General features: G+C 59.2%; 17 protein-coding genes. All 17 read left to right on the top strand.

Annotated elements, in window-relative coordinates; translation table 11 throughout:
• Positions 1-97: 97 nt before the first annotated feature.
• The 17 genes from ABD796_RS27210 (at position 98) to ABD796_RS27130 (ending at position 18513) form a co-directional block, all read left to right on the top strand.
• Positions 98-937 carry an STM4015 family protein gene (locus ABD796_RS27210; protein WP_344914240.1) on the top strand — a complete coding sequence of 280 codons (840 nt, stop codon included), beginning with the start codon at positions 98-100 and terminating at the stop codon, positions 935-937.
• Position 938: 1 nt separating this feature from the next.
• A complete protein-coding gene (locus ABD796_RS27205) occupies positions 939-2162 on the top strand; it encodes an STM4014 family protein (RefSeq protein WP_344914238.1) in 1224 nt (407 codons plus the stop codon).
• A 54-nt stretch (positions 2163-2216) separates the two neighbouring features.
• Positions 2217-3002, top strand: coding sequence for an STM4013/SEN3800 family hydrolase (locus ABD796_RS27200; RefSeq protein WP_344914236.1), 786 nt, complete (start codon positions 2217-2219; stop codon positions 3000-3002).
• 26 nt (positions 3003-3028) lie between these two features.
• Complete coding sequence (locus ABD796_RS27195; RefSeq protein WP_344914234.1) at positions 3029-4393, top strand: STM4012 family radical SAM protein; 1365 nt, start codon at positions 3029-3031, stop codon at positions 4391-4393.
• Positions 4390-5265 carry an STM4011 family radical SAM protein gene (locus tag ABD796_RS27190; protein WP_344914232.1) on the top strand — a complete coding sequence of 292 codons (876 nt, stop codon included), beginning with the start codon at positions 4390-4392 and terminating at the stop codon, positions 5263-5265. Before ABD796_RS27195 ends, ABD796_RS27190 begins: the two co-directional genes overlap by 4 nt.
• Positions 5265-5609, top strand: coding sequence for an MGMT family protein (locus ABD796_RS27185; protein ID WP_344914230.1), 345 nt, complete (start codon positions 5265-5267; stop codon positions 5607-5609). The genes ABD796_RS27190 and ABD796_RS27185 overlap by 1 nt, the downstream gene beginning before the upstream one ends.
• Positions 5610-5910: 301 nt before the next feature.
• Positions 5911-7590 (top strand): ankyrin repeat domain-containing protein, encoded by a 1680-nt coding sequence (locus ABD796_RS27180; RefSeq protein ID WP_344914228.1) that lies wholly within the window; start codon positions 5911-5913, stop codon positions 7588-7590.
• Positions 7591-7659: 69 nt separating this feature from the next.
• Complete coding sequence (locus ABD796_RS27175; protein ID WP_344914226.1) at positions 7660-8373, top strand: DNA alkylation repair protein; 714 nt, start codon at positions 7660-7662, stop codon at positions 8371-8373.
• 170 nt (positions 8374-8543) lie between these two features.
• A complete protein-coding gene (locus tag ABD796_RS27170) occupies positions 8544-8927 on the top strand; it encodes a MarR family winged helix-turn-helix transcriptional regulator (RefSeq protein ID WP_344914224.1) in 384 nt (127 codons plus the stop codon).
• A 12-nt stretch (positions 8928-8939) separates the two neighbouring features.
• Positions 8940-9692, top strand: a complete 753-nt coding sequence (locus ABD796_RS27165) for an SDR family NAD(P)-dependent oxidoreductase (protein WP_344914222.1) — start codon at positions 8940-8942, stop codon at positions 9690-9692.
• Between the two features lie 234 nt (positions 9693-9926).
• Positions 9927-11291, top strand: a complete 1365-nt coding sequence (locus tag ABD796_RS27160) for an extracellular solute-binding protein (protein ID WP_344914220.1) — start codon at positions 9927-9929, stop codon at positions 11289-11291.
• 110 nt (positions 11292-11401) lie between these two features.
• Entirely contained in the window at positions 11402-12286 is an 885-nt protein-coding gene (locus tag ABD796_RS27155) for a carbohydrate ABC transporter permease (protein ID WP_344914217.1), read from the top strand.
• Between the two features lies 1 nt (position 12287).
• Complete coding sequence (locus ABD796_RS27150) at positions 12288-13112, top strand: carbohydrate ABC transporter permease (RefSeq protein ID WP_344914214.1); 825 nt, start codon at positions 12288-12290, stop codon at positions 13110-13112.
• Positions 13113-13224: 112 nt separating this feature from the next.
• Positions 13225-14556, top strand: a complete 1332-nt coding sequence (locus ABD796_RS27145) for an extracellular solute-binding protein (RefSeq protein ID WP_344914211.1) — start codon at positions 13225-13227, stop codon at positions 14554-14556.
• Positions 14553-16412 carry a cache domain-containing sensor histidine kinase gene (locus ABD796_RS27140; protein WP_344914208.1) on the top strand — a complete coding sequence of 620 codons (1860 nt, stop codon included), beginning with the start codon at positions 14553-14555 and terminating at the stop codon, positions 16410-16412. Before ABD796_RS27145 ends, ABD796_RS27140 begins: the two co-directional genes overlap by 4 nt.
• Before the next feature lie 5 nt (positions 16413-16417).
• Positions 16418-18019, top strand: coding sequence for a response regulator (locus ABD796_RS27135; protein WP_344914205.1), 1602 nt, complete (start codon positions 16418-16420; stop codon positions 18017-18019).
• 14 nt (positions 18020-18033) lie between these two features.
• Positions 18034-18513, top strand: coding sequence for a hypothetical protein (locus tag ABD796_RS27130; RefSeq protein WP_344914202.1), 480 nt, complete (start codon positions 18034-18036; stop codon positions 18511-18513).
• The last annotated feature ends 20 nt before the right edge of the window (positions 18514-18533 follow it).

Raw genomic sequence — 18533 nt, 5'->3', positions numbered from 1 at the left:
ATTTGGGTACATCGGAGTTTGCGGCAAATTGCGGGGATCGGGTATAGTTATGGATAGAATGGCAGTCATATGGATACCGGCCGGGGAGGGCAAAGGAATGACGGAAATAAAGCTGGCAATCGATTACGATCAATATGAGGAAGGCGTGAAAATGGCCGAGCTGCTGGAGAAGCTGGCGGACGGGCCGGAGGCGGCGGAGCTGACAAGTTTGACGATCGGCGACTGGGGCGGTTCCTACGAGAACGACTCGACATCTATCGTGGAGACGCTGGTAGCCTCGAAGGAGCGGTTTCCGAAGCTGCGCAAGCTGTTTATCGGCGATATGGATTACGAGGAATGCGAAGTGTCCTGGATCATGCAGAGCAACATTGCCCCGGTGCTGGAGGCATTTCCGGAGCTGCAATCACTAACGATCAAAGGCAGCAGCGGTTTGAAGCTGGAGCCAGCCGTCCACGCCAAGCTGGAGGAGCTTGTTATTATTTGCGGAGGGCTTGGTAAAGAGGTGCTGCACAGCATCGGCAACGGCTCGTTTCCGAAGCTCCAAAAGCTGGAGCTTTATCTGGGCGTAGACAATTACGGATTTGACGGCGGTTTGGAGGACGTTCTGCCGCTGACGGAGCCGGGGAAATTTCCCGAGCTGACCTACTTGGGCTTGAAAGATAGCGAGATTCAAGACGAGATTGCTAGCGCCTTGGCGAACGCGCCGATTTTGGACCAGCTGCATACGCTCGATTTGTCGATGGGGACGCTGTCTGATCAGGGCGCGGAGGCGCTGCTAGCAAGCGATAAAGTGCGCAAGCTGCAATATCTGAACCTCAGCTATCACTATATGTCCGACGAAACGGTGGAGCGTTGGAAGCAAACCGGGCTGAACGTCGACACGAGCGAGCAGCAGAGTGTAGACGACGACTATCGCTACCCGTCGCTGACAGAGTAGAATGAGACGGCTGATCGTGATCGGCAATCCGGGAAACCGGCGCACGGAGGGGATTCAGCAGGCAAGAGCCGCGCTGGGCCTTGCTCCGGCGGTGATCGTACCTTATCTGGAGCTGCTGCAGGGCCGTCTGACGCTCGCGGAAGCGGCGGATGAAGCTTGGGGGGCGGACAGCGATGACCCGCCGCCGCTGCTGAGATTGGATGCGCCGGGCGAGCATTTTGCGGTCGAGCGGGAGTTAATCGCGCTTGGCGCTCCGGATCGGAACGCCGGCCGCGACAGCGACCGGCTGCTGCCGTTCGGCCACCGGCCGGACCCCGAGCCGTGGATGGCGAAGACGGCGCTTTCGCTGACGGAACAGAACGGAAGGTTGTATCATCCGTCCCAATGGTTCCGCGGCTTCGGGCGCTTGCTGGCCCGTCTGGAGCGGGAGGCGGAGGAGCATTGGCCGCACGGCCGCTGGCTGAACGCGCCGGGAGACATTATCGGCATGTTCGATAAAAGACGGACGCACCGGGTGCTGAAGGCTGCCGGCGTTTCGGTGCCGCGTCTGCTCGCCGAGCCGGACGGATTGCCGGATTACGAGGCGCTGCGCGAGACGATGCTTCGCCTCCGGCTGCACCGCGTATTCGTGAAGCTTGCCGCCGGCTCCGGCGCGTGCGGGGTTGTCGCGTATCAGCTCAACCCGGTGACCGGCTCCGAGGTGGCGGTGACGACGGTCGGGGTGGAGCGGTTCCTATCCAGGCCGCCGGTCTTTTATAATGCGATGAAACCGCGCCGGTATACGGAGAGGGCGGATATCCGCACAATCGTCAACTGGCTGCTCCGCCATGGCGCTCACGTCGAGCAATGGATGGCCAAGGCGGCCTACGGGGATCGCGGCTTCGATATCCGCCAGCTCGTCGTGGCCGGAGAGGCTTGCCACGGCGTCGCCCGCGCCAGTCGGACGCCGATGACGAATTTGCATCTGCGCAGCGAACGGCTGGATGTCGAGGCGCTAGCTTTGCCGCCGGAGACGGTGGATGCCGTCAGGCGCTCCGCCGTCGAAGCGGTTGCCGCATTCCCGGCATCGGCGGTCGCCGGCGTGGACGTGATCGTCGCCCGCGGCACGCTGCGTCCTTACGTGATCGACGTCAATCCGTTCGGCGATCTGCTGTACCGCGTGCAGCACGAGGGCTGTGATACGTATACATGGGAAATGAAACGGCTTGGCGATTGCTGGCCGTAGCGGGAGCCTTCCGGTCCGCCTGCATGAATGAATAACGGAAAAGGGGGAGCCGGCATGCCGGATATGAACGCCATCGTCGGAACCCACGACATCTTGATGATTACGCTCGATACGCTCCGCTACGATGCGGCCGTGCTGGAGGAAGCCAACTGCCCGAACTTGTGCGGGGACGGACATTGGGAGAAGCGGCATACGCCGGGCAGCTTCACGTATGCGGCGCATCACGCGTTTTTCGGCGGCTTTCTGCCTACGCCGGCGACAACCGACAAGTCCGGTCACATACGGCTGTTTCACTCCCGGAACACCGGCTTGAAGACGCATCCCCACACGTGGCTGTTCGATACGCCGGATATCGTGTCCGGCTTGCAGGCGGAAGGATACCGGACGATCTGCATCGGCGGCGTGATCTTTTTCACCAAAAAAGTGCCGCTGGCTCGCGTGCTGCCCGGCTATTTCCAACAAAGCTATTGGCGGATGACCTTCGGGGTGACGAATCCGCAGTCAACGGAGCACCAGGTGAACCATGCGCTCAAGCTGCTGGATCGGACAGACCGGCAGGAGCGTCTGTTTTTGTTTCTCAACGTGTCGGCGATACACGGTCCGAATCATTACTATGTAGAAGGCGCCCGGCACGATTCGGTGGAAACGCAGCGGGCGGCTTTGCGTTACGTCGACGGGCAGCTGGGCCGCTTGTTTGCAGCCTTGCGGGAGCGGGAACGCCCGGTGTTTTGCCTGGCCTTTTCCGATCATGGAACGTGCTACGGCGAAGACGGCTACGAAGGGCACCGGCTCGCTCATGAAGCGGTGTGGACGGTGCCGTACCGCGAGTTTGTTTTGTAAGCTTTCCAGAAAGGATGTGAACGGGGATGAGTCATGCTCCGATCGGTCAACCATCGGACGCTGTCAGTTGGAGCGAGCGTCTGCGCGCCGATCCTTATCGCGCTTATTTGTACGCTTACCCGCATAAAACGGCTTATCGCCGCTTCGCCGCCCCGATGACGCTGGAGGAGCTGTGGAAGGACGAGCCGGCGGAAACGCTATTTTTGTACATGCATATCCCTTTTTGCGGAGCCCGCTGCGGGTTTTGCAATTTATTCACGCTGCCGGACAAGCGGAGCGACGTCCATCTCGAATACGTCGACGCCTTGGACCGGCAAGCCCGGCAATGGGCTCCCCATGTGGGCCGCAAGCCGTTCGCCCGCTTCGCGATCGGGGGAGGGACGCCGACTTTGCTGGAGCCGGCGCTGCTGGACCGGCTGTTCGTCATCGCCGAACGGACGATGGGACTCGATCCGACGCGGGCGTCGATATCGGTGGAGACGTCTCCGGAGACGGTGACGCCGGAGCGGCTCGGCATTTTGCGCGAGCGGCAGGTTGACCGCGTCAGCATGGGCATCCAAAGCTTCATCGAGGCGGAAGCGGCCGCTATCTATCGTCCGCAGAAGCCGCATGAGGCGGAGCGGGCGCTGGAGCTGCTCAAGCGCGATCCGTTCTCGATACTGAATCTCGATCTGATCTACGGCTTGCCCGGTCAGACGGTGCAGTCGTGGCTGTATTCGGTGGAAAGGACGCTGGCGTACGAGCCGGAAGAAATTTTCCTGTACCCGCTCTATACGAGGGAGCAGACGATTCTGAAGCCGGAGAGGGTGCGAGCAGGGGGGACAGATATCCGGATGGACTGCTATATCGCGGCCCGGGACCGTCTGCTCGCGGCCGGTTACGAGCAGCATTCGATGCGCCGGTTTTCCAAGCCTTCGGCCGCATCGGACGACGCCAAACGCATACTGCCCTACGGCTGCCAAGAGGAAGGGATGGTCGGCTTGGGCTGCGGGGCGCGCTCTTATACGCGGGGCGTTCATTATGCATCCCGCTATGCGGTCAGCCGCTCGGCTACGGCCGGGATTATCGCCGACTTTGTGGCCGCGGAGCGCCACGATCTGGCCGACTACGGTTATGTCTTGAACGAGGAGGAGCAGCGGCGGCGGTTTGTCATCAAGGCCATTTTGCATAGCGAAGGGCTGACGTTGTCCGATTATGCGGAGCGTTTCCCATCAAGCGCAGCGCTGGACGACGTGCCGGAATTGCGCTGGCTGCTGGACGGAGGTTTAGCCGTATTGGAGCAAGGCGTGGTCAAGCTGACGGCGGAGGGGCTCGCTTATTCGGACGCCATCGGGGACGAGCTGATTTCGCCCGGGGTGCGCGAGCTGATGGAGGGATACGACTTCGCATGAATGCCACCGTCTATTACCGAGGCAGTCTGTCGTCCTGCAATTATGATTGCCCGTATTGCCCGTTCAGCAAAACGAAGGACAGCGCCGATACGCTCGCCGTCGACCGCCAGCAGGTGCGAGATTTCGTCGTCTGGGCCGGCAAGCAGCATGCGGAAGGGCACCGGCTCTCCGTCTTTTTCAACCCATACGGCGAAGGACTCATTCATCGATGGTACCGGGAGGCAATGATCGAGCTGTCGAGCATGGAGCATGTCGACAAGGTAGCGATTCAGACCAATCTGTCGGCCCGGCTGGACTGGGTAGAGCAGCTGGACGCGCGCAAGGCGGCTTTTTGGGTGACATACCATCCCGGTCAAGTCAGCGAGGAAGCGTTTCTCGGCCAATGCATGGCGCTCCATAGCCGGGGAGTGCCGTTCAGCGTAGGCTCGGTTGGGGTCAAAAGCGCCTTCGGCGCGCTGGCGTCTTTGCGCAAGCAGCTTCCGGATGATGTGTACATGTGGGTCAACGCGTTCAAGGATAAACGCAACTATTATTCGGAGGCGGACAAGGACGCGCTGCGGGCCATCGACCGGCATTTCGACCGGAACGCCGTCGACTATGAAAGCTTAGGCCGGTCGTGCCGATCTGGATACGATGTGTTCTATGTACAGGGTCCGGGGCTGGTTAAGCGCTGCTACAAGGACCGCGGCGTGCTCGGCCATCTGTACCGCGACGGCCTGAACGGCTTGTCGCAGAAAAGAGCATGCCGGATGAACGTCTGCGATTGCTATATCGGATACATCCACATGCCGGAGCTGGAGCTGGAGCTGGAAGGCGTCTACGGCAGCCGGCTGCTGGAGCGTATTGCAAGCAGTGTGGGTGGAGGTGACTGATGCAGCCGTTTACTAGACAAGTGATTGACATCATTCGGAGCATACCGGCAGGATGCGTCATGACTTACGGCCAGATCGCCGGAATGGCGGGCAGCCCGAGAGCGGCGCGGCAGGTCGTACGCATTCTGCATTCGTCCAGCCGCGCCCACAAGCTGCCGTGGCATCGGGTGATCAACGCCAAGGGCGAGGTGGCGGTTCAGGAGGAGGAATCGCGCTTCGAGCAGATCATGCAGCTGCAGCATGAGGGCGTAGAGGTGGATGAGGACGGGAAGGTGGATTTGGACCGCTTCCAGTTCCGGCCTTCTTCATCGGCAGATGCGCCGAGCTCGACCGAGCCCCGGTAATACGTGCTCTTTGAGGAAGTAATACTTGGTAATTCCGAGTGTTACTTCCTTGTTCGGCGTTCCTTTTGCGGCATATTCCACCATCAGGCTGCAGAAACAGCCCGCCATCAACCTGGGACTGCAGCATTCTGCATCGCTCCGGCCATCCCCAGCAAGCTCCCGTTCTCCTGCCGGAAAAGCGGGTTGCAGCTCCCACAGAGTCGGGGAAGTTTGGTACGATAAAAGCAGCGACTCGGATTCGTGCAAGAAGAAACTACAGAAGTCCGGTCTGTCCCATAAAAGCCCGAATGGAGGTCATAGGATGAACGGTCATCATCGCGCAAACAAGAAGCCGGCAGAGGAACAACCGGAGGCGCTGCGAACGGAGCAGCCCGTACCGGGAAGCGGGGGCAGAGGAAACGATGTGTGGGGCCTGCTGGTCAGCTCCATGACAGGAGATGCCGACCGAGCGGAACGGTTGTTGCGAAGCGATCCCGGCTTGGCCAATTGCCGGTGGGGGTATAGCGCCCCGCTTCATTTCGCCGTATGCGAAGGGCATGAGCAGGTGGCCTCCTTGCTGCTCGAGCACGGGGCCGATGCGACGTACCGTTCCCCCTTGAGCTGGCAGGACGATTATGTGACGGTTGCCCGGGATCGCGGTCATGAGGCGATCGTCCGCCTGCTGGAACGGCATCTGGAAAGCCGATATGGCACCTCTTCGGAAGGCGGCCGATTGGCGGAACTGATTCGGGCCCGTCAGACGGACTTGGCGGTGCAGATGCTCGATCGTTCCCCGGAGCTGCTCCATGCAGCCGACGAGCGGGGCAATACTCCGCTTCATTGGGCGACCTTAACCCGCCAGCTTCCGCTGATCGACGTTCTGCTGGAGCGGGGCGCGGATATCCGGGCACGACGGGGCGACGGAGCGACGCCGCTGCAGCTTGCTATTGCCGGAGGCGACTACTGGTTCCGGGCGCGAAGAGACTTGACCGAGCGCGCGATACGCAACGAATGGTTTCTGGTCGGCTATTTGACGGCGCGCGGCGCCGATTACGACATAGGGGCAGCGGCGGCGGTAGGCGACACGGAGCGGCTTACCCTGCTGCTGGAAGCTGACCCGCAGCTGGCGAATGCGGGCAGTCCGGCCGGGTTCCGACCGCTCGGCTTTGCCGCAAAGTACGGCCATACCGCGGCCGTTCGGCTGCTGCTGGAGCATGGGGCCGATCCGAACGCGCCAGAGACCGACGCTCCGCAAGGGAGCGCGTTATGGCACGCGGCTGCCGGCAACCACGCCGGTTGCGCGGAGCTGCTGCTGGAGCGGGGAGCGCTCCCGGACGCCGCTGTGGAGGCGGGGGGCACCCCTTTATTTATCGCCATATCCAAAGGCTACGACCGGCTGGTTCGCCTGCTTTATGCGCATGGAGGCTCTATCGGTCTGGACTCCGCCTGCTGGCTCGGCCGAATCGATCTGGCCGGGGAAATGATCCGCGCGGACCGGACGCTCGTCAACGGAGGGGGCGATTATGGTCCGCTCTGCTTGGCGGCGGGAGCGGGCCATGCGGATATCGTCCGGCTGCTGATCCGCAGCGGGGCCGATCTGCAAGCGCCCTGGTATGCCAACAACTATATGGGCTATGCCGCCGATTCCGGGACGGAGATGGTCCGTCTACTGCTGCAGGCCGGAGCCGACCCGAACCACGCCAACTGGCAGGGCGTCACTTATTTGCATACGGCCGCCTATCGGGGACAGACGGCTGTCGCTGCCCTTCTGCTGGAATTCGGGGCCGATCCCGATGCGATCGACCAGGAGCACGGGACGACGCCGCTCGGCTGGGCCGCGAAGGCCGGCCAGACGGACATGGTCCGCTGGCTGCTGGAGCAAGGCGCCGACCCCCGTCTCCCTGCGGGAGAACCGCGCCTGACGCCTTCGGCATGGGCCGAGCGCAGAGGCCATGCCGATCTGGCGGTTATGCTGCGTAAGGCGGCACAAGTGCACGACTGATGGGTACACGAGGATCTCGATACCGCAAGTCGAATCAAGCGTATAGATTCCGAAAGGGGCCGATGTCAAATGGCGAACGCTTTGCAAGAAGTGATGGATAAGCTGCAGGAGCTAGGCACGGAGCAGACCAAGAACACATTCATGCGCCACGGGGCCCGGGAGCCCCTGTTCGGCGTCAAGGTCGGGGATTTGAAGAAGCTCGTCAAGGCGGTACGGAAGGACCAGCAGCTCGCCCGCGACCTGTTCGATACCGGCAATAGCGACGCCATGTATTTGGCCGGTCTGACGGTCGATCCGGCTTCGGCTACGAAGGAGATGCTGCGGCATTGGGCTCGATCCGCCAACTGGTATATGCTGGCCGAATATACGGTAGCGGGAGTAGCGGCCGAAAGTCCGTTCGCCGTCGAACTGGCCCGCGAATGGATGGCTTCTCCGGACGAGTTCGTCGCTTGCTGCGGCTGGAGCACCTACGCCAACTATATCTCCGTTACCCCGGACGAAAGATTGGATTTGGAGGAGCTGTCCCGCCTGCTGCGCCAGGTGGAACGAACGATCCATGAAGAAAGAAACCGCGTACGCTATACGATGAATGTCTTCGTCATCGTCGTCGGAACGTCGGTCCGGTCGCTTCACGGCGCCGCCGCTGCGGTAGCCGAAGCAATCGGCAACGTGCGTGTCGACGTCGGCCGGACAGCCTGCAAAGTGCCGCTTGCGTCCGACTCGATTCGCCTAGCCGAGGCGAAAGGCACTATCGGCAAGAAGAAAAAAACGTGTATTTGTTGACCACATGGACTGCCCATTGTTTAGAAGTTGACTCCCGGCCGCCGGGAGTCTACAATAGTAATTAGTTAATACCTTTTAACTATTAATCGAGTTGAAGTACCTTCTGGAAAGGAAGGTGATACGGTCTGGACGAGAAAAAAGAGGCGCTGGCCGAGCTAGTCGGCAACCAGATGACGGGATTTGTCATCGCCTACGCCAAAATATTGGATAACGATTTGACCGCGCCTCAAACCTACATTCTGCAAACGCTGGCTTCCGTCGAGCAACGGAACTGCACGGAGCTGGCCGAGGCGCTAGACGTCACGCTGCCTGCGGTGACGAATTTGGCGAATAAGCTGGCGCGCAAAGGGTATATCGAACGGACGGTTTCGAAGACGGACCGCCGCAGCGTTCAGCTGCGCATTACCGAGAAAGGGCGGGAGATGGACCGGCGGCTCGCGGAGAAATACAAGCAATTGACCGCCGATCTGTGGAACGACTTCACCGAGCCGGAGCTCGACCTGCTCCTTGCTTCGTTCCGGAAAATGCTGCGTAATTTCCAAATCAACCGATAAGGGGATGTTCCTATGGGAAGACTTACGGGTAAAGTAGCCATCATCACCGGCGCGGCCGGAGGCATGGGCAAGGCGGACGCGGTTCTGTTCGCCCGGGAAGGCGCCAAAGTCGTAATCACCGATCTGCAGCAGGACAAGCTGCAAGAGGTCGTGCAGGAAATTTTGGACGCCGGGGGAGAAGCGGTCGGGCTGATTCAGAACGTCGCCGAGGAGGACGATTGGGTCCGCGTCGTGGAAGAAACGATGACGAAATTCGGCAAGATCGATATTCTGGTCAACAATGCCGGCATCTCGACAACCGTTCCTTTCCTGGACACGACCGTCGAGCATTGGAACAAAGTGATGGCGATTAACGTAACCGGCACGTTCCTCGGGCATAAACACGTCATACCGCACATGATCGCCGGCGGCGGCGGCTCGATCGTCAACATCTCTTCCATTGCCGGCTTGACCGGCGGCAGCGGCGCCGGACCTTACACGGCCAGCAAAGGGGCGGTCCGCATGCTGACGAAAGCGGCGGCGATCGATTACGCCCAGCATCATATCCGCGTCAATTCGGTGCACCCGGGCTATATCGCCACGCCGATGACCGCCGATCTGTTCGCCAACGACCAGATGAAGCAATGGTTCCTGTCGCAGACGCCGCTGCCTCGTCTCGGCAATCCCGAGGATATCGCCAATGGCGTCCTGTTCCTCGCTTCCGACGAATCTTCCTTTATTACCGGCGTCGAGCTGCCGATCGACGGAGGCTATTACGCCAAATAATACGCGGCCTTACGCAAATTGACGTCCGCCGGGCTTTCGCTTCTATCGTTAGTCAAGTCGACAGCTTTTATCCAAGCCGTTCTGCCCATGCAGGACGGTTTTTTTACGCCGCCCGTCCCGGTTCATAGATAATTTTATCCCTCGATTCGCGAAATGACCTTCTCCTTGAAAACGCCGATTGCTCCTATAATCAGACTTGTAAGCGAATTCAAATGTTCCGGAGGAGGTCTTGTTATGAATAAAAGAAAAGCGGCATGGTCCGTCGTGGTGGCGGCGGCGCTGGCAACTACGGCGATAGGCTGCTCGGGCGGCGGCGATACGAAGACGAGCGGAGGGACGGGGGGATCGACCCCGGCGGCCACGAAACCGGCCGATGGCGATAAAGCGAAAGAATTCAAGATGACGATCCGCCATATCAACGTGCGCGAGACGGCCAAAAATACGCTGGCCATGCTGCAAGAGGCTGCCAAAGCGACCGAAGCGCAGGTGCCGGGTCTGAAATTCGAACTGGACGGCGTCGAGGATACGGTCAATCGCGATCAGAAGCTGAAGGCGGAGATGTCCGCCGGCAATCCGCCTCCGATCTTCAACCTGTTCGGCGGCGACGATACCAAAAACTATTCCAAGGCCGGACGTCTGCTCGATCTGACGCCGATTCTCGCCGAGCTTGGGCTGAAGGATAAATTCATGAACCTGACCGAGTTTACGGTCGATGGCAAAATATACGGTTTGCCGGACGCAGGCTTCGTGGAAGGCTTCTTCTACAATACGAAAATGTTCGCCGACGCCGGCGTGCAGGTGCCGAAAACGTGGGAGGAATTTCTCAAGGTGTGCGAAGCGCTCAAGGCGAAGGGCATCACGCCGATCGCGATGGGCGGAGGCAGCGGCGACGGCTGGGTGCTGAACATGCCGGTCAACACGATGTTCGTCCGGCTCGGCGGTATGCAGATTCAAGAGAACTTCGCCAAGGGCAGCTCCAAGTGGACGGACGCTCCGGTCGTCGATGCGTTCAAAAAATTCGAAGAGCTGAAGACGAGCGGCTACATCGACAAAAACGTCATCGCCATGAAATACGCGGACGGCCAAGCGAAGTTCTATACCGGCCAAGCGGCGATGCTGTTCGACGGCAGCTGGGCGATCGCCGGCATTACGGGCGACAAATCGACGGTTAAGGACAACGTCAGCTTCTTCAACTTCCCGAATATGGGCGGACCGGGGGATGACACGATCAATGGCGGCTGGTCCAACGGCTACGGCTTCTCCAGCAAATTGAACGAGAACGAATTAAAAGCCGTGAAAGCCTTTATCAAAAACTACTACACCGAAGCGAATCAACTGAAGGAGCTGAAAAACTCGGGCCGCATACCGGCCATGAAGATTCCCGACATCGGCGATACAAAAGGGCTTGTGGCGGACGTCGTGAAGGCGCAGTTGGCCGCCAAGAAAGGGGCGTTCCCGGCATTCGATGCGCTCGTTCAAGCGACGGTCAAAAAGACGCTGGAATCGTCGATGGAGGAGCTGATGGGCGGCAAGGCGACGCCGCAGAAGGCTGCCGAGACGGTGCAGAAGGCGCAGGAGGAAGCGAACAAAGCGAAATAAGGAGCGGGTGCGCGCGGACCGAAGCCGCCGCGATGCCGGGCGGGCGCAGCATGGGCGTCCGTCCGGCATCCGGCCAGCCGGTTTCGCATATCCGTTAACAGGAGGCTACCATGAACAAAGTGCTGCGCAACCCTTACGCCTACGCCCTGTTCGTCGTTCCCGCCTTGCTGCTGTACATCACCTTTTACGTGGCGCCGATGTTCAGCTCTTTACGGTATTCGGTGACAAGCTGGAACGGCATCAATGAGGCGACATTCAACGGTTTGGACAATTTTGTGAAGGCGTTCTCGGATGAGAAATTTCTGATTGCCCTGAAAAATAACATTTATTTTGTGCTGTTTTCCGTATTCGTGCAAATTCCCGTCATCGTTCTCGTCGCGCTGCTCGTCAGTGCGGTGCGCCGCTTGCTGGACTTTTACAAGACGACAGTTTTTATGCCAAGCGTGCTGTCGACGGCGATCGTGGGCATCGTATGGAAATTCATTTACCATCCCGATGCCGGACTGGTGAACCAGATTTTGCGCGCGGTCGGATTGAAGACGTGGACGCGCGGCTGGCTAGGGGAAGAGCATTTTGCTTACTTGGCCATCCTGATCGCGAACGGGTGGCAGTGGACCGGTTTCTATGTCGTGCTCGTGCTGGCCGCGATCTTCGCCATACCGAAAGAAATGCAGGAAGCCGGGGAAATCGACGGCGCCGTCGGCTGGCGGAAAGTGCGCTACATTACCGTCCCGCTCATTCGTCCCGTGCTGCTGGTCGTGACGCTGCTCTCCATCACTGGCGCGATGAAGGCGATGGATATCGTCTACATCATGACGTCCGGCGGGCCGTTCGGCAGCTCCGAGGTCATGGGCACGTACATGTACAAGCAGGCGTATTCGATGTCGCAGTTCGGCTACGCCAATGCGATCTCCATTATTATTTTCGTCTTCACCTGTTTATTGACGCTTATTTTCCATCTCGTCACGAGAAGGTCGGAGGAGGTTGAATACTGACATGAACCGCCGCGCGAACTGGCTTCCTCATCTCGTGCTCGTGCCTTATTTGCTCATCGTGCTTTACCCGCTTCTGTTCGTGTTCAATTCGTCGTTCAAGGGCAATTCAGAAATTGTGCTCAAGCCGTGGAGCTTGCCGGAATCATTCTCGCTGGACAACTACGCCAACGCCTTCAGCAACTCGCGCATCGGCATCTACTTTATCAACAGTCTGTATATCAGCTCGCTTTCGACCCTGGTCGGCATTTTGCTGTCCACGGGAATCGCTTACGCCGTGACGCGGATGAAATTCCCCAAGCTGAGCAAGCTCGTGTACGGGGTGCTGCTGCTGTCTCTGCTCATTCCGCCGGTTTCATTGCTGATCCCGCTCTATATCATGATCAAAAACATGGGGCTGTACAACACGCCGCTGGCTCTGATCGTGCCGTATACGGCGTTCGGCATTCCGCTGTCGGTCTTCATTATTGCGGCATTCCTGAAGTCGATTCCGAAGGAGCTGGAGGAAGCGGGCATTATGGACGGATTGTCCGTCTACGGCTTACTGGGACGCGTCGTGCTGCCTCTGTCGATGCCAACGCTGGTCACGGTGTTCATACTCAACTTTATGAACCATTGGAACGAATTCATCATGGCCAACCTGTTCCTGTCCAGCCAAAACTTGCGTACGCTGCCGGTGGCGGTCGTCGCCTTTATGGACAAATTCAATATGAACTATGGGGCCCTATGCGCCTCCGTTATGATCAGCTGCGTGCCCGTGATCATCGTGTATGCGATTCTGCAGAAAAAAATTATCGAAGGCGTTACCGCCGGCAGCGTGAAGGGCTGATAGGGAAAGTTCGGTGTTGATCAGGAAGGATTGGATATGTTGCCGCAAATAATTGTAAAATAAAGGGGAACGAAAACGAATCCGGAACGGCTTACAAACAGGGGGGCGGGCGATGAAAATCCACAAGGCGGGCGTATGGTGCGTTTTGGCGGGGCTCGGCGCGCTCACCTTCGGCTGCGCCATGAAGGATGGGGGACCGGCAGATCCTGCCGAGGCAGGCGAAGCGAAGCCGTTCACGGTTACGCTTCGGCATGTGCAGGTGCGCGACGATGCAAAATCCAGGCTGACGATGCTGGAGGATGCGGTGCGTCTGATGGAGGCGGAGGTTCCCGGCCTGAAGGTGGAGCTGGAGGGCGTCGAGGACAAGGTGAACCGCTTTGAGAAACTCCCGGCCGAGATGGCCACTGGAACCCCTCCGAAAATGTTCGATTTGTTCGGCGGCGCGGATACGCACAAATATGTGAAAGCGAACCGGCTGCTGGATGTAACCCCGATTCTGAACGAGCTCGGCTTGCAATCGAAATTTTACAATCTTGATGAATTTACCGTCGACGGCAAAGTGTACGGCTTGCCGATGGCCGGTTTCGTCGAGGGCGTTTATTATAACAAGGGGATTTTCCGCAAGCTCGGCGTTCAGGTGCCAGCCACTTGGGAGGAGCTGCTGGACGTGGCCGGGAAAGCGAAGGCGCAGGGCATTACGCCGATCGCGATCGCCTCGGCGGACGCCTGGGTGCTCAATATGACGGCGAATACGCTGTGGGTGCGGACTGCCGGGGCCGATTCGGTTCCCGGATTCGTAGCCGGTAAGCGGAAATGGACCGATCCGGACGTAGCCGAAGGCTTCCGTCTGTTCGAGACGCTCGTCAAACGCGGTTATTTTCAGGAAGGCAGCTTGGCGCTGAAATACGCGGAGCAGCAAAACAAGTTCAAGGCCGGAGAGGCCGCCATGATGTTCGACGGCAGCTGGGCCAATTCGGCGCTGCTGGATAAGCAAAAGTCGCTAGCCGCCGAGGATATCGGCTTTTTCAATTTTCCGAACGTGGGCGGCAAGGGGGATTCGCTGATCAACGGCAGCTATTCGAACGGCTACGGCTTTTCGGCCAATGTAGACGAATACGAGCTGAGGGCGGTTAAAGCTTTCATCAAAGCGATGTTCAGCGAAACGATGCAGAAGCGGCAGCTGACCGAGGTCGGCGTCCTGCCGGCGATGAAGCTGAGCGACTTGTCCGGCGTCCCGGCGATTGTCGGCGAAGTCTTGCAGGCGGCGGGCGCGAAGCAGTTCCCGGCGTTCGATTCGATCGTGCAGGCCAAGGTGCGAGAGACGCTGGAAACCGGCATGCAGGAGCTGATCGGCGGCAAGACGACGCCGGAGCGGCTGCTCGAAGCGGTACAGCGGGCACAGGAGGCCGCCAGCAAGGAGCCGGCGGTCAGGGGGGCGCGATGAATCTTCGCTTCAAGGTGTTTGCGGCTTTCGTAGCTTTTATCGTCGTCCCGTTATTCGTGCTTGGCGTCATTACGTTCTCGGTCTCCCAGCATATTATCGAGAAAAACTTCAACGAGCAGTCGGAGTTTACGCTGAAGGCGGTCGGACGAAATATTACTTATATGCTGAAGGAAGCGAACTACTTCTCGGACGTCAATCTGCTTCAGCAGGATATCCAGAACTCGCTGACGGATAAGTACGAGCTTGATCTGTACGAGGTAACGGAGTATACGCGGCAGCTGCAAAGAACGTTTCTCGCTTATCCGCCGGTTTACTCGGCCGCTTTGTACAACTTCCGCGGAGCGGGATACGCCGACGGCAAGATCGGCTATCGGATTATCCCTTACGCGCAGCTGACGGCTCACCCGCTCTATCCGGAAATACGCAGGTTGAACGGGCTGTCCAAATGGCTCGGTCCGTACGAATACCCGGAACTGACCGGGGGCGGTCCGCTGTTCACGCAGATTCGCATCGTCAACGACAAATATTCGCTGGACAACAAAGGCATTCTCATTCAACAGCTGCAATTCCAGGAGCTGGACAAAATATTCAACTTCTTCGGAACGGGGGCCCGCAAAGATATCCGGTTCATGATCGTCGGCCGGGACGGGGTCGTCATGGTGGACAACAAGAAGGAGTTGGACGGCAAGCCGATGGCGCAGCAGTTGGAAAGACCGATCGAGCCCGGCTCGGAATACGCCAGCTCCAAGATGAGGTTCGGCGGAGTGGAAAGCGTCGTCTCGGTACACCATCTGGAGCTGCGCGACCTCGGCTCGATGGACTGGACGCTCGTCTCGGTGACGCCATGGGACGTGCTGTCCGGCACGACGGTGCTGGTGCTGAAATGGGTGGCGGCCATTACCGTGCTCTGTCTGATCTGCGCCCTGCTGTTCAACCTGCTGTTCGTCAACCGGATTATCCGATTTATTTTGCGGGTCGTGCATTCGATGAAGCGGGTGGAGATCGGGGACTTGGGCATCCGCGTCCAAGCGGGAGGCCGGGATGAGACGGCGGTGCTGGCGCGAGGCTTCAATTCGCTGGTGGAGCGCATCCGTACGCTGCTCGACGAAGTGAAGCGGGAGCAGGAGCGGAAGAACAAGGCCGAGCTGATGCTGCTGCAGGCGCAAATCAAACCGCATTTTATATTCAACACGCTGGAATCGATCAATGCGCTGGCCGTCCAGAACGAGGGTCGTAAAGTCAGCCAGCTCGTGCACCGGCTCGGAACGATGCTGCGGATCAGCTTCAATCAGCGGGAGGAAATCCCGATCGAGCTGGAGATCGAGCACTTGCGCAATTATTTGCACATACAAAAATATCGGTTCGAGGACTTGTTCGATTACGAAATCGATGTGCCGGAGACAGTCCGGATGTATTCGATCTTGAAGCTGACGCTGCAGCCGCTCGTCGAGAACAGCATCCAGCACGGCTTCGGCGGCTTGGAGCGGAGAGGCGTGCTGCGTATCCGTGCTGTGGAGCGGGACGACGCCATCGCTTTCTACGTTGAGGACAACGGCATCGGCATTCCGCACCGCACATTGGCCAAATTCCGTTACAAAGGAACGGATGCCGGACGGGACGCGCCTTATCGGGACGACTATGCGGAAGCTGCCGCCGAGGGGATTTGGAATCAGCCGGCTTCCCCGGAAGCGCTATCTGCGGAGAGTGCCCTGCCTGAGCGGATCGGCCTCGGTCTGCTGAACGTAGCGGACCGGATACGCATTCAGTATGGAACCCGCTATGGCATGTTCATCTGTTCGACGCAGGGAGAAGGAACGGTAATTCAGGTGGTCATTCCGAAATATGAGGCCAGGTGATGCGGATGGACTTGAAAGCTTTGCTCGTCGATGATGAAATTAACATCATGCGCAACCTGCAAACGGTCATTCCGTGGGAGGCGCTCGGCATAGAGGTGGTCGGTCTTGCTCTGAACGGGGTCAAGGCGCTGGAGCTGATCGAGGAGCATGATCCGGATCTGATCCTCTCGGATATCCGCATGCCGGTCATGGACGGCATCGAGCTGCTGAAACGGCTGCAGGAACGCCAGTACGAAGGCGAGGTCATCATGCTGACCGGCTTCCAGGAGTTCGATTACGCCCGTTCGGCGGTCAAATATGGCGCCAAGGATTACATTTTGAAGCCGATCGACTACGAGGAGTTGGAGTCGGTCGTTGGCCGTCTGGCCCAGCAAATTCGCGAAAGGCGGAACACCAAGCTGCAGGAGCAGCGGAAGTGGAAGGAAATGTCCACTCTGGCGCACGAGAAGATGCTGTACGACGTTCTGATGGACTATACGACAGTCGGCTCTTTGCCCGACGACGAGCATGGGCAGCTGGACCAATCCGTCTATACGCTGCTGGTGGCCGATCTTGACGGGTATTCCCAGTTGGCGCGCCGCTGGGAAGAGGGCGAGCGCAAGCTGCGCAACTTTGCGATCCGCAATGTGCTGCAGGACGCTCTTCAGCCGTACCGGCTCGTCTACGCGGTCATGCAGACGCGGGAAGGGGAATGGTGCGTGCTCATCCAACGGGAGGCGAGCGGCCCGCAGGCGGCCTCCGACGAGGTGCGCCGCTGGTGCGCAGCGCTGCTCCATGCGGTGGAGCAGTATGCGAAGCTAACGATTAGCGTAGGCATTTATCCGTGCCCCGTTCCTCTTGAGAGCTTGGCTGCGGCTCGTATAAGCGTGCAGCGCGCGCTCCAGCTGTCGCCAGGCGAACGTCAGGTGCTGCTGGCTGACGACTGCCGTCCGGCCGACGAGGCGAATACGCCGTTATGGGGCGTAATCGATCAGCTGGCGACCGGCATGAAGCAGGGCGACCGGGAATCGATCGAGCAGGCCATCGGCGACCTGCATGCCGGCATTCGCGCCGTCTTGGGCCAGTCCGTGCTGCGCGGGGAGCAGATGATGCACTTCCTCGTACTCCATCTGATGCGAGAGATGCGCGATGTCGGCATGCTGACCGGGGAGCGGGAAGAGGCGGTATGGGCGAAGCTGGAGAAAAGCGTCAGCGTCAAGGGGCTGTTCGATACGCTCGACAGTCTGATCGACGAGTGTCTGAGCGCCCGCACGGTCAAGAAAACGGGCGAGGTGCTGATGATGTCGGCCAAAGATTATATTGACCGCCATCTATCGGATGATCTCGGCGTCGAGCAACTGGCCGATCATCTCGGCATCAGCTGCAGCTATTTCAGCCTGCTGTTCAAGCAGCAAAACGGGGAGACGTTCGTCGAGCACGTAACCCGCCGGCGGGTGGAGCGGGCCAAGTCGCTGCTGCTCGCCGGGGACAAGAGCATCACCCAGATCGGCAAAGAGGTCGGATATGCCGAACGGCGGTATTTTACGAAAGTATTCCTGAAGCAGGTCGGCCAGACGCCCTCGGAGTTCCGAGAACGCAGCGGCGCCGAAGCCGAACCGCTACTTTGATAAAGGGGTGCCCGATGAGCCGTCTCCGTCCGACTCCGGATGAATGGTTGAGGCAGATTGTGCGGGAAGCGGCCATTCTGATGGAAGACCGAACATTCAAAATAACGGGCTACAAGCCGCAACGCTTTAGCTTCCTGCATCTATACTATGACTTGCCCCCGTGGCATAAATCCGATGGCTGCCGCATGCGACTGCGGTACGATCATACGCGGACGGATACCTTTGTCACCCGGGTGGAGTTCGGCTTCAAGCCGACGGGAACGGCTTGGACGCGGGCACAAAACGAATCGATGCGCGATTTCCTGGACGGCTACGCTGCCATGAAGCGGCTCGTCCGCTCTTCTACTCCGGTGCTGGAGCTCGTCTACAGCGACCTGGAGCAATTGGACGAACGGCGGGCGGTCAGCGAAACGGCCGACTCCTTGGCCAGCATGATGAACGATATGCGAAAGCTCGTGTCGCTCGTCGGATTGCGCGGATACTTTCTGGCATGAGACGCTGGAGACCGAGCGGA

It is taken from the genome of Paenibacillus hodogayensis (assembly GCF_039536325.1).
Lineage (GTDB): Bacteria > Bacillota > Bacilli > Paenibacillales > NBRC-103111 > Paenibacillus_AB > Paenibacillus_AB hodogayensis.
Note: the sequence above shows the minus strand (reverse complement) of the source record. Positions and strands in the feature narration are given on the sequence as shown.